At 70.5% G+C, this 11,992-nt stretch carries 10 protein-coding genes; 5 read left to right on the top strand and 5 right to left on the bottom strand.

Features of this window, described 5'->3' with window-relative positions; all coding sequences use genetic code 11:
• Positions 1-11 precede the first annotated feature (11 nt).
• From J2X26_RS15230 to J2X26_RS15220, 3 genes are all read left to right on the top strand, one after another.
• Positions 12-2,378 (top strand): arylsulfatase, encoded by a 2,367-nt coding sequence (locus J2X26_RS15230; protein ID WP_307493551.1) that lies wholly within the window; start codon positions 12-14, stop codon positions 2,376-2,378.
• A gap of 74 nt (positions 2,379-2,452) precedes the next feature.
• Entirely contained in the window at positions 2,453-2,794 is a 342-nt protein-coding gene (locus J2X26_RS15225; RefSeq protein ID WP_307493550.1) for a carboxymuconolactone decarboxylase, read from the top strand.
• A 78-nt stretch (positions 2,795-2,872) separates the two neighbouring features.
• On the top strand, positions 2,873-3,361 hold the full coding sequence (locus J2X26_RS15220; RefSeq protein WP_307493549.1) for a potassium channel family protein: 489 nt from the start codon (positions 2,873-2,875) through the stop codon (positions 3,359-3,361).
• A gap of 9 nt (positions 3,362-3,370) precedes the next feature.
• On the opposite strand, the gene J2X26_RS15215 is transcribed toward J2X26_RS15220, so the two are convergent.
• From J2X26_RS15215 to J2X26_RS15195, 5 genes are all read right to left on the bottom strand, one after another.
• The gene (locus J2X26_RS15215; RefSeq protein ID WP_307493548.1) at positions 3,371-4,234 is read right to left on the bottom strand and encodes an alpha/beta hydrolase; all 864 of its coding nucleotides are present in this window, start codon (positions 4,232-4,234) and stop codon (positions 3,371-3,373) included.
• A gap of 148 nt (positions 4,235-4,382) precedes the next feature.
• Positions 4,383-5,402 (bottom strand): alcohol dehydrogenase AdhP, encoded by a 1,020-nt coding sequence (adhP, locus tag J2X26_RS15210; RefSeq protein ID WP_307493756.1) that lies wholly within the window; start codon positions 5,400-5,402, stop codon positions 4,383-4,385.
• A gap of 178 nt (positions 5,403-5,580) precedes the next feature.
• The gene (locus J2X26_RS15205) at positions 5,581-6,630 is read right to left on the bottom strand and encodes a glycosyltransferase family 1 protein (RefSeq protein WP_307493547.1); all 1,050 of its coding nucleotides are present in this window, start codon (positions 6,628-6,630) and stop codon (positions 5,581-5,583) included.
• A complete protein-coding gene (locus J2X26_RS15200) occupies positions 6,627-9,149 on the bottom strand; it encodes a sodium-translocating pyrophosphatase (RefSeq protein WP_439897862.1) in 2,523 nt (840 codons plus the stop codon). Before J2X26_RS15200 ends, J2X26_RS15205 begins: the two co-directional genes overlap by 4 nt.
• A gap of 318 nt (positions 9,150-9,467) precedes the next feature.
• Positions 9,468-9,758, bottom strand: a complete 291-nt coding sequence (locus tag J2X26_RS15195; protein ID WP_307493545.1) for a dsRBD fold-containing protein — start codon at positions 9,756-9,758, stop codon at positions 9,468-9,470.
• Between the two features lie 339 nt (positions 9,759-10,097).
• Between J2X26_RS15195 and J2X26_RS15190 the strand changes: the two genes are divergently transcribed.
• Complete coding sequence (locus J2X26_RS15190) at positions 10,098-11,153, top strand: zinc-dependent alcohol dehydrogenase family protein (protein WP_307493544.1); 1,056 nt, start codon at positions 10,098-10,100, stop codon at positions 11,151-11,153.
• Positions 11,154-11,396: 243 nt separating this feature from the next.
• Complete coding sequence (locus tag J2X26_RS15185; protein WP_307493543.1) at positions 11,397-11,951, top strand: flavodoxin/nitric oxide synthase; 555 nt, start codon at positions 11,397-11,399, stop codon at positions 11,949-11,951.
• Positions 11,952-11,992 lie beyond the last annotated feature (41 nt).

The following is an 11,992-nucleotide window of genomic DNA, read 5'->3' as shown; positions in this document are numbered from 1 at the left end:
CGGAGGACCCGATGCGCCCCGACAGCCACGCCCGCACGATGCTGCCGATCCCGGACCGCCCAGCGCCGACGCTGACGACGTACGACGCGAAGGACCCGGACACGGCGTTCCCGCCCATCGAGCCGCTCCTCCCGCCCGCGGGCGCCCCGAACGTCCTGGTGATCCTGCTCGACGACGTGGGTTTCGGCGCGTCGAGCGCGTTCGGCGGCCCGTGCAGCACCCCGACCGGGGAACGGCTCGCGGCGGGCGGCCTGCGCTACAACCGGTTCCACACCACCGCGCTGTGCGCCCCGACGCGGCAGGCCCTGCTCACCGGGCGCAACCACCACTCGGTCGGCATGGGCAGCATCACCGAGACGGCGACCTCCGCGCCCGGGAACAGCTCGGTGCGGCCCAACACCAAGGCTCCGCTGGCGATGACCCTCAAGCTCAACGGGTACTCGACCGCCCAGTTCGGCAAGTGCCACGAGGTTCCCGTCTGGCAGTCCTCCCCGATGGGACCGTTCGACGCGTGGCCCTCGGGCGGCGGCGGGTTCGAGACGTTCTACGGGTTCATCGGCGGGGAGAACAACCAGTGGGACCCCGCCCTGTACGAGGGGACGACCCCCGTCGAGCCACCCGCGACCCCGGAGGAGGGGTACCACCTCACCGAGGACCTCGCGGACCACGCGGTGAGCTGGATCCGGCAGCAGAAGGCACTGATGCCGGACAAGCCGTTCTTCGTCTACTTCGCGCCCGGCGCGACGCACGCCCCGCACCACGTCCCCAAGGAGTGGGCCGACAAGTACGCGGGCGCCTTCGACGACGGCTGGGACGTGCAGCGCGAACGGACCTTCGCCCGGCAGAAGGAGCTCGGGGTGATCCCCGCGGACGCCGAGCTGACCGCCCGGCACGACGAGATCCCCGCGTGGGAGGACATGCCCGACGAGCTCAAGCCCGTGCTGGCCCGCCAGATGGAGGTCTACGCAGGCTTCCTCGAGCATGTCGACCACCACGTGGGCCGGCTCGTCGACACCCTCGACGACCTCGGCATCCTCGACGACACGCTCGTCTACTACATCATCGGCGACAACGGCGCGTCGGCCGAGGGCACCCTCAACGGGGCGTTCAACGAGATGGCGAACTTCAACGGCATGGCCGCCCTGGAGACACCCGAGTTCCTGGTCAGCAAGATCGACGAGCTCGGCTCACCCAGCTCCTACAACCACTACGCCGTCGGCTGGGCGTGGGCGATGAACTCCCCGCTGCAGTGGACCAAGCAGATCGCCTCCCACTGGGGCGGCACCCGCAACGGGACGATCCTGCACTGGCCGCACGGCATCCCCGACGGTGGTGGGCTGCGCTCGCAGTTCACGCACGTCATCGACGTCGCACCGACGGTGCTCGAAGCCGCCGGGCTGCCCGAGCCCGCCATGGTCAACGGCGTGCAGCAGTCGCCCATGGAGGGCACGAGCATGCTCTACACCTTCGCGGAACCGGACACCCCGGAACGTCACGACCTGCAGTACTTCGAGATGTTCGGCAACCGCGGGATCTATCACAAGGGCTGGTCCGCGGTCACCAAGCACCGCACCCCCTGGATCCTGGTCGGCGGTGTGGTGCCCGCGTTCGACGACGACGTCTGGGAGCTCTACGACGGCTCCGTCGACTTCAGCCAGGCGCACGACCTCGCCGCCGAGCACCCCGACCTCCTCGCCAAGCTCCAGCGCCTCTGGCTGATCGAGGCCACGAAGTACAACGTCCTGCCCATCGACGACCGCACCTCCGAACGCCTCGAACCGTCGATGGCCGGCCGCCCGACCTTGCTCCGCGGGACATCCCAGCTGTTCTTCGCCGGCATGGGTCGGCTGTCGGAGAACAGCGTCATCAGCATGAAGAACCGGTCGTACTCCGTCACCGCCGAGATCGACGTCCCCGCCGCCGGGGCGCACGGAGTACTCATCGCGCAGGGCGGCCGCTTCGGCGGATGGAGCGTGTGGGTCCGGGAGGGCCGGCTGACGTACACGTACAACGTCCTCGGCATCCAGGAGTTCACGATCACCGCCGACGAGCCCCTGCCGGCCGGCAAGCACCAGGCGCGCATGGAGTTCGCCTACGACGGCGGGGGACTGGCCAAGGGTGGCGACGTCACGTTGTTCTACGACGGCACCTCGGTGGGGTCGGGACGGGTCGGAGCGACGCAGCCCATGATCTTCTCCGCCGACGAGACCACCGACATCGGCTACGAGTCCGGCACCACGGTGAGCTCCGCCTACGAGGCCAGGACCAGCCGCTTCACCGGCAAGATCCACTGGGTCCAGCTCGACGTCGGCACGGACGACCACGACCACTTCATCGACCCCGAGGAACGCCTGCGGATCGCCATGGCCCGGCAGTGACCCCACCCACGCCACCGGGACCGCGGGACCCCGCGGCACCCCGCGGCCCGCGCATCGAGTCAAGGGAGAACACCATGTCCGACGCAGCAACCGACACCCCCGTCCTCGACCTGCTCGCGGCCATGACCGCCGACTCGCTCGAAGCCGCCGCGGCCGACCTCGACCCCGCCACCCTCCTGCTGGTGCGCCTGGCCGCACTGGTCGCCGTCGACGCACCCCCGTTCTCCTACGCAGCGAACCTGTCCGTGGCGGGCGACCTCGGCCTGGAGGCCGACCAGGTCCGCGGCGTGCTCGCCGCTGTCGCCCCGATCGTCGGCACCGCCCGGGTCGTGTCCGCCACGACCTCGATCGCAGCGGCGCTCGCGGTCGCGATCGAGATCGCGGAGCTCGAGCAGGACGACGAGGCCGACGAGTAGCCGCGCCGGCCGACCGCGATGACCTCGTCGCCCCCACCGAGCAGGTCGGCGCAGCAGTGGAGGCGCATCCTGGCCAGGATGGCGCTCCGGTCGGCCGGTCTGACCGCGGTGCTCCTGGTGGGATACGCCCTCCTGCCGCTGGACCGCATCGCCGACGTTCCGCTGTGGCTGACGCTCACCCTGGGCCTCCTGATGCTGGTGGCAGTGTCAGCGGTCCAGGTGCGCTCGGTGCTGCGGTCGTCGACCCCCGGCCTGCGAGCGGTCGAGGCGATCATCGTGACGCTCACGCTCTTCCTGTTGCTGTTCGCCACGTCGTACGCCGTGATGACCCGGGTCGAGCCGGGGAGCTTCGACGTGCCGCCGATGACACGCCTCGACGGCCTCTACTTCACCGTCACCGTGTTCGCGACGGTCGGCTTCGGCGACCTCTCGCCCGTCAGCCAGGTCGCGCGCGCCGTGGTCACCACGCAGATGGTGCTCGACCTGATCCTGCTCGGCCTCGGCATCCGGGTGTTCGTCAGCGCTGTCGAGGAGAGCCGCCAGCGCTCGGGTGGGTCGCGGCAGTAGGAGGCCTCCTCACCCCGAGCTGCACGGCGGGGCTGCTCCGGCGCTCGCGGCATCGATCACGGCGTCCACGAGGGCCGGGCCGGACGCGAGCGACGCGTCGTTGTGGTTCGCTCGGGGCACGACGACCTCGGCGACGGACCGTGGCGCTACCTGCGCCGCCTCCGCGACCGCCCGGCTCAGCCGTGGTGGCACGGTGGTGTCCGCGTCGCCGAGGACGACAGCGACCGGCACGGTCGTTCGGCTCACCGCCGCGAGCACGTCGAACCGGTCGCGAAGCAGCAGGCCCACCGGGACGTGGGTGGCGGCGCGTGCGGCGTCGGCGAGAGTCGTGAACGGAGAACGCAGGACGAGCGCGGCCGGAGGGTGCTCGACAGCCAGGGCAGCCGCGACCGCCGCGCCGAGGCTCTCCCCGAGATAGACCACCGAGGTCGGAGGTACCCGGGCGTCGAGCAGGAACTCCCGGGCAGCGCGGGCGTCGCGCAGGAGGCCGGCCTCCGACGGCGATCCCGGGTTGCCGCCGTACCCGCGGTACTCCAGCAGCAGGACCCCGAAGCCCGCGTCGCCCAACGCGGCGGCCAGCGGGACGCGAGAGCCGCGGTGGCCACCGTTGCCCGGCATCACCAGGACGGTCGAGGTGCACCCTTCCGGTGCAGGCAGGTACCAGGCCGCGAGGGTCAGACCGTCGGACGTCCGCAGCGAGACGTCCCGCGCCCCCGGCAGCACGTCGGACACCGCCGGCGGGGCGCTGCGGTCGGGCACGAACACCAGCGAGCGCTGGAACGCGACGACCAGGCCGACGACGACCGCGAGCGCGACCGTGACGCCGACCGCGACGTACGTCAGAACCCGATGACCGCGGACCCGCTGCGTCATCGTCCGATCGTCGCACCGGCCCTCGAGGATCGGGCTCTCGGCCTCCGGGCGGGGCCGGTAGGCGGCCCCGCCCGGAGGCGGTTCTGGGGCTACCCGGGCCAGATGTCGCGGCGCGCGAAGCGGTCGACACCGGTCCGGTAGGGACTTCTCAGCGACGCATGTCCATGACGACGCGACCGTCGATCTCACCGCGGCCCATCTCGGCGAAGATCGCGTTGATGTCGTCGAGCGGACGGACGGTGTAGGTCGGGTTGACGAGGCCGCGGGCGTAGAAGTCGAGGGCCTCGGACATGTCCTTGCGCGTGCCCACGATCGAGCCGCGCACGGTCAGCCCGAACAGCACCGTGGTGAAGATGTCGAGCGGGAACTGCTCGGGCGGCAGACCGACCAGCGACACCGTGCCGCCGCGGCGCAGCGCACCGACCGCCTGCGGGAACGCGTGCGCATTGACCGCGGTCACCAGCGCCCCGTGCACTCCGCCGGTGAGGTCCTTGAGCCGTGCAGCAGGGTCGTCCTCGTGTGCGGCGTTGACCGTGATCTCAGCGCCGTGCTTCCGGGCGAGCGCGAGCTTGGTCTCGTCGACGTCGATGGCAGCGACGCGGCGGCCCATGGCCACGGCGTACTGCACGGCCATGTGGCCGAGGCCGCCGATGCCCGAGATCAGGACCCACTCGCCGGGCTGCGTGTCGGTCATCTTGAGGCCCTTGTAGACCGTCACACCGGCGCAGAGCACCGGAGCGGCTCCCGCTGGGTCGACGCCTGCCGGGATGATGGGGCAGTAGCGCGAGTCCACGACCATGTACTGCCCGAACGACCCGTCGACCGCGTACCCGCCGTTGCGCTGGTTCGGGCAGAGGGTCTCCCACCCCGTCTGGCAGTACTCGCACTCGCCGCAGGCCGACCAGAGCCAGGCGTTGCCGACAAGGTCACCGACCGCGACGCGGGTGACGTCGGCGCCCAGGCTGACGACGTGCCCGACGCCCTCGTGACCGGGGATGAACGGCGGCGTCGGCTTGACGGGCCAGTCCCCGTGGGCGGCGTGCAGGTCCGTGTGGCACACCCCCGACCAGTCGACCCGGACGAGCGCCTCGTGCGGCCCGACCGCGGGGATCGGCACCTCCGCGACGTCGAGATCCGTGGTGAACGACCGGACGACGCCGGCCCTCATCGTGTCCATGTGACCCTCCTCGAACTGACCCGTCAGGGCTCTCCGCGACGATGCGGATGATGTCAGCGTCGCCCTGCGCCGAGGCGCCCGACAGGGCCAAGAGTCCTGCCAGCGGCCCAGGCGTTCCGCCGCCCAGACAGCAGGCGCCGAGACCTCGGTCGAGCGTCCGCGGCCGGCTCTATGCGCCGAACCACCGCTCGACCTGCTCGACGATGGCCGCGTCGAACCGGTCGTCGCTGTGCCGCGCACGCAGCCACTGCGCGAAGCTCCCGCCCGCGGCCGCATCGGCCTCCCGACGGCATGCGTCCGGCTCGGTGACGGCACGCAGGAGCATCGCCTCGGCCTCGGCGGTCGTGCCGTACAGGAACGGGTAGCCGGCCGGCAGGATCGCGCGAGCCCACGGCCGGTCGGGCAGGACGCCGACGGCGCCTGCGACGAGGGCCTCGATGTACTCCAGGCCGTAGGACTCGTCGGTCGCGGTCGCCAGGAACGCGGTCGTGCGGGCGAGTGCCGCCCAGTAGTCCTCACGCGTCGCGGTGAGCGGGCCCACCCAGGCCCAGTCACGCAGCGACAGGCGCATCGCCGCCTCCGACGCCAGGTGCGACTCGTGCAGCCGGGCCTCGGCGCGCAGGGGGGTGCGCCGCGCCAGTCGCTCGACCACGTCGAGGAACACCTGCGGCTGCTTGCGCTCCGACAGGTAGATCGCCGGGTAGAGCACGACGGGGACGTCGGGGTCACGCCGCGGGAGCACGTGGTCGAGCCTGATGCCGAGGTTCACCCACGACACCTCGGCCTTCTCCGCGATCGTCGGGATGGTCCAGCGGTCGATCATCTCCTGGACCTCGCCCGCGGTCCGCTCGGAGTTGGCGAAGGTGGGGAACAGTGCGCAGGACAGCGCGATGCCGGCCCGCTCGACGGGGTGGTTGAGGCTGGAGGTGTTCTTCCAGACGAAGTTCATGATCTTCGGCTCACGTCCGGAGCGAGCCAGGGTCCGCCAGATGCCCGTGGACTCGAGGGCCGCCATGTTGATCACGACGGTCTCGGACGGGTCGACGAGCTCGAGCGGGCGGACGGCGAAGCCCACGCAGCTGCGGGGGTCGTCGCCGATCAACGTCGAACCGGGGAAGATCCGGAGCAGGCGCCGCACCAAGGTCGAGCCGGCGTCGTGGTCCGCGACGTGCCCGTCGGGACCGACGCGGGCGTCCGGGTAGTTGATCGCGATCTTCACCGGTCACCCGCTATCGTCTCGACGAGGCGGTGGTCGTCCATGGTCGTCGCGTGGGGAACGCTGACGACGTCGGGCGTGCCGTCGCCGTCGTCCCTCGGCTCTGCCGGCGCATCGCCGTCGGAGAGGGTCGACTGGATCCGCATGCTGTAGAAGGAGCGGTAGACGAAGACGAGCGACGCGAGGAAGAAGATCGCGGCCAGCCAGGCGACGAGCGTGTGCTTCCCGTCGTCGACGAGCTGGACGGAGAGCTGCACAGCGAGCAGGCCGAACAGGGTCGTGAACTTGATCACGGGGTTGAGCGCGACCGAGGACGTGTCCTTGTACGGGTCGCCGACCGTGTCGCCGATGATCGTCGCCTCGTGCAGTGCCGTGCCCTTGGCGTGCAGGTCGATCTCGACGATCTTCTTCGCGTTGTCCCAGGCCCCGCCGGCGTTCGCCATGAAGAACGCCTGGTAGAGGCCGAAGATGGCGATGGAGATCAGGTAGCCGATGAAGAAGTACGGCTCGACGAACGCGAAGGCGAGCGTCGCGAAGAACACGCCGAGGAACATCGTGAGCATGCCCTGCTGCGCGTACTGGGTGCAGATCTCCACGACCCGCCGGGAGTCGGCCTCGCTCGCCCTGGTGACGCCGTCGAGCCGGATGGAGGTGCGGATGAACTCGACCGCGCGGTAGGCGCCCGTGGTCACGGCCTGGATCGAGGCGCCGGTGAACCAGAAGATCACCGCGCCGCCCATCACGAGGCCGAGCAGGAACGGCGGGTGCAGCAGCGACAGGTTCTGCAGGCCCGTGGTCAGGCCGTCGGTCAGGCCCATGATGATCGAGAAGATCATCGTCGTCGCGCCCACGACGGCGGTGCCGATGAGCACGGGCTTGGCGGTCGCCTTGAACGTGTTGCCCGCGCCGTCGTTCTCCTCGAGCATCGTCTTGGCGCGGTCCCACTGGGGCGTGAACCCGTCGTCCTGCGCCAGCTCGGTCTCGATGCCGTCGATCTCCTCGATCATCGAGAGCTCGTAGACGCTCTGCGCGTTGTCGGTCACGGGACCGTACGAGTCCACCGCGATCGTCACCGGACCCATGCCCAGGAAGCCGAACGCGAGCAGGCCGAACGCGAAGACCGCGGGCGCGAGCATGAGCGCGGACAGCCCGACTCCCGAGAGCAGGTACGCGCCACCCATGAGGCCGACGATGGTGACCCCGAGCCAGTAGGCGGAGAAGTTGCCCGCGACGAGGCCCGAGAGGATGTTGAGCGACGGTCCGCCCTCCCGCGAGCTCATCACGACCTCGCGCACGTGCCGGCTGCCGGTGGACGTGAACGCCTTGACCAGCTCGGGGATCACGGCACCCGCGAGCGTGCCGCACGCGACGATCGTCGCGAAGACCCACCAGTGGCTCGCGGTCGGACCGGTGCCGAGGACCAGGTACGTCGTCGCATAGGTCGCTGCGATGCAGATGCCCGAGGTGATCCACACGAGCGAGCTCAGCGGGGTCTCGAAGTTCATCCGCGTCGCGGTCCGGTACTGCCGCCGGACCCACGCGTCGTTGACCAGGTAGGCGACGGCCGACGCGACGATCATGACCGCGCGCAGGGCGAACATCCAGACCAGGAGGGTGGCCTGGACGATCGGGTCGTGCACCCCCAGCAGCACGAACGTGATGAGTGCGACCCCGGTCACGCCGTAGGTCTCGAAGCCGTCGGCGCTCGGGCCCACCGAGTCACCCGCGTTGTCCCCTGTGCAGTCCGCGATGACGCCGGGGTTGCGGGCGTCGTCCTCCTTGATCTTGAACGCGATCTTCATCAGGTCGGAGCCGATGTCCGCGATCTTGGTGAAGATGCCGCCCGCGATGCGCAACGCTGCCGCGCCCAGCGACTCACCGATCGCGAAGCCGATGAAGCACGCGCCGGCGATCTCGCGCGGGAGGAACAGCAGGATGACCAGCATCATCAGCAGCTCGAGGCTGATCAGCACCATGCCGATCGACATGCCGGACTTCAGCGGGATCCGGTGCACGGGCAGCGGACCGCCCCGCAGCGCGGCGAACGCGGTGCGTGAGTTGGCGAACGTGTTGACGCGGATGCCGAACCAGGCCACGGCGTACGAGCCGGCCATGCCGAGCAGGCTGAACGCGATCACGATGGCGACGCGGCCCCAGGGGAAGTCGATGAGGAACCGGTAGTACACGACGATCACCGCGGCGATGAACGCCCACAGCATCATCAGGAACTTTCCCTGCTGGGCCAGGTACGCCTTGCACGTCGAGTAGATCAGCTCGGAGACCTCGAGCATCGACGCGTGCACGGGCAGCCGGCGCAGCTGGACGAACGCGAGCATCCCGAAGCCGAGACCGAGCACGCACACGACGAGCCCGAGCCCGAGCAGCAGCCGTCCGGAGACGCCGCCCATGACGCTCACCGTGCCGAGGTCAGGGAGCACGAGGTTCGCCTCGCCCCCGGAGCCGGTCCCTGGCGGCGACGTCGCCGACGAGAGGGCGGTCCAGGCGGTCGCGGCGGTCAGCACGAGTTCCCCGATTCTGTTGGCGTCGTTCTCCATCCGAAGGCTCGCGGGTCGCTGACCTGCACCACCAGGGCCTTCCGGCCCTGCCGTCACGGACCGACGACGGGTCGCGGAGGTTGCCGCACGCATGCGAGGACCGGCCAGGCATGCCGTCGCGCGATGCGGGAGGTCCGTGGCAGAGATCGACAAGGTGCTCGGTACGGCCCGGCCGTCAGCCTCCGGGCAGGGCCGGTAGGCGGCCCTGCCCGGAGGCGGTTCTGGGGCCGGCGCAGCACGGCCGACCCGACGACGGCACTCATGAGCCGCCGTCTGCTCAACGGGTCAAGAACGGAGGTGGACGAGCTGCACGTCGTCGTGCTCGATCGCCTCGATGTCGTCGGAGGTTGCCGACATCAGGCGGTCTGCCAGGTTGCGCAGTGCCCGCGCCGCAGCGAGCTCCTCGCCGATCTCGGGGACATCGTCGTCCCGGGGTGCACGGCGTGCCCGCCCGTAGCCGTCGAGCGTGGTGCCGCTCGAGGTGCACAGCACCGCGTGCGCCTTCGTCACACCGGCGTCGTGCCTCGCGTCGTCCACGTCGAACAGGTAGATCGTGACCTTCCAGGTGCTTGCCATGGCACTGTCTCCCGTCCGTCCGGCGGGGTCACTCGCCGCGGTGACGAGCGGCTCCCTACCCCTCAGCGTTCGCGTGGCCCGGAGGAATGGACAGAGCAGAACGTCCCCTCTCAGACATGGCACATCGAAGACGCGGCTCTGACGTCTGACGTCCTGACGTCCTGACGTCCTGACGTCCTGACGTCCTGACGTCCTGACGTCCTGACGTCCTGACGTCCTGACGTCCTGACGTCCTGACGTCCTGACAGGACCATCGGCCCTGCCCGACTTCCGGGCTCGGGCGTATCGCTGGAGATGCGCGGGCAACGGTGCCCGACGCGGTCGAGGTGAGGAGTCACCATGAAGGCGCTCGTGTTCCACGGTCCGAACACCATCGCGTGGGAGGAGGTCCCGGACGCGCGTCTGCTCGAACCGACCGACGCCGTGGTCCGGATCGACACCACCACGATCTGCGGCACCGACCTGCACATCCTGCACGGCGACGTCCCGGCAGTCACCGACGGACGGGTGCTCGGGCACGAAGGAGTCGGGACGATCGTCGCGGTCGGCGACGGCGTGACCAGCCACGCTGTCGGCGAGCGCGTGATCATCTCGTGCATCAGCGGGTGCGGCGTCTGCACGTACTGCCGGAGCCAGAATCCCTCCCACTGTCTTGCGCCCGAAGGGATGTCGGGCATCGGGTGGGTGCTCGGCCACCTCATCGACGGGACCCAGGCCGAGCTGGTGCGCGTGCCGTTCGCGGACAGCTCTCTGCACCGCCTCCCGCCGGGCGTGCCTGACGACCTGGCTGTGCTGCTCTCCGACATCCTGCCGACGGGGTTCGAGATCGGTGTGCGGTACGGGCACGTCCAGCCCGGTGACACCGTCGCGGTCGTGGGAGCCGGACCGGTCGGCCTCGCCGCCGTCGCTACCGCGGGGCTCTACGGCGCCGCGCAGATCATCGCCATCGACACGGACGGCCACCGCCTCGAGTTCGCGAAGCAGCTGGGCGCGACGGTGACGGTCGACCCGTCGGCACCCGACTGGAAGGCGCAGGTGCTGGCGGTCACGGAGGGCGCCGGGGTCGACGTCGCCATCGAGTGCGTCGGCACCCCGCGGACCTTCACCATGTGCACCGAGCTGGTCCGGCCCGGTGGGCACGTCGCGAACGTCGGGGTGCACGGCACGCCGGCCGAGCTGGCACTGCAGGACCTGTGGATCCAGAACATCACGATCACCACCGGCCTGGTCAACACGACCACGCTGCCGATGCTCCTGCGCCTCGTCGCGGCCGGGAAGCTGCCGGTGGAGGCGTTCGTCACCCACCGGTTCGCCCTGGCGGACATCGTCTCGGCGTACGACACCTTCGGACGGGCCGCGCAGACCCAGGCGCTCAAGGTGCTCCTGTCCCGGTGAGACGCGGCTGACGACGGCCCGGTCCCGTGCAGGGCCGGGCCCTCGTGCGTCTGCTGTCGCACCGGCGGCGACGCGTCACGGGAGGTGAGTCCCTGATGTCAGCAGTGGGGACCTTCGACCCTGTGACGTCACGTCGACGCGGAGAAACGTGGGTTCGTCAGAGCTGACGGCGACCGGCCGTCCGCCGCGCACCCTCGCGACGGATGCGGCCCGGTCTCGGCAGGCGCAACGGAGGTGAGCTCGATGAGGGCGCTGGTCGTCTACGAGTCGTCGTTCGGGAACACCGGTCAGATCGCCCGCGCGATCTGGAACGGCATGTTCAGTCGCCTGCCGGACGTCGCCCTGCTGGAGGTCGGCGCGGCTCCGGCCCGGCTCCCGCTCGATCTCGAGCTGTTGGTCGTCGGGGGCCCCACCCAGGTGTTCGGCATGAGCCGGCCCGTGACGCGGGCGGACGCACAGGCGCAGGGCGGGACGACGACTCTTGGACCCACGACGGGCGTGCGGGAGTGGCTCGCCGCACTCGAGGCGCCGGAGAGGCCCGTGCGTGCCGCGACGTTCGACACGCGCATCCACAGCCCCCACGTGCCCGGTTCCGCCGCGGTCGGTGCATGGCGGGCCCTGCGGCGCGCCGGCTTCGACGTCGCCGCGGAGGCCGAGAGCTTCTGGGTCCTCGGCACGAAGGGTCCGCTGCGCGACGGAGAGCTGGAGCGCGCGTACTCGTGGGGCGTGGGCCTGACGAGTCTCCTGCTGGGTGGGCACCGGCACGAGCCCGGGCCGCACCCCGCGTCGTCACGGTGATCGCTCGGCTGTGGAAGCAGCCCCGGCTGGACGCAGGCACG

The sequence above is a fragment of the Cellulomonas humilata genome, from assembly GCF_030814415.1.
Taxonomy (GTDB): domain Bacteria; phylum Actinomycetota; class Actinomycetes; order Actinomycetales; family Cellulomonadaceae; genus Cellulomonas; species Cellulomonas humilata_A.
Note: the sequence above shows the minus strand (reverse complement) of the source record. Positions and strands in the feature narration are given on the sequence as shown.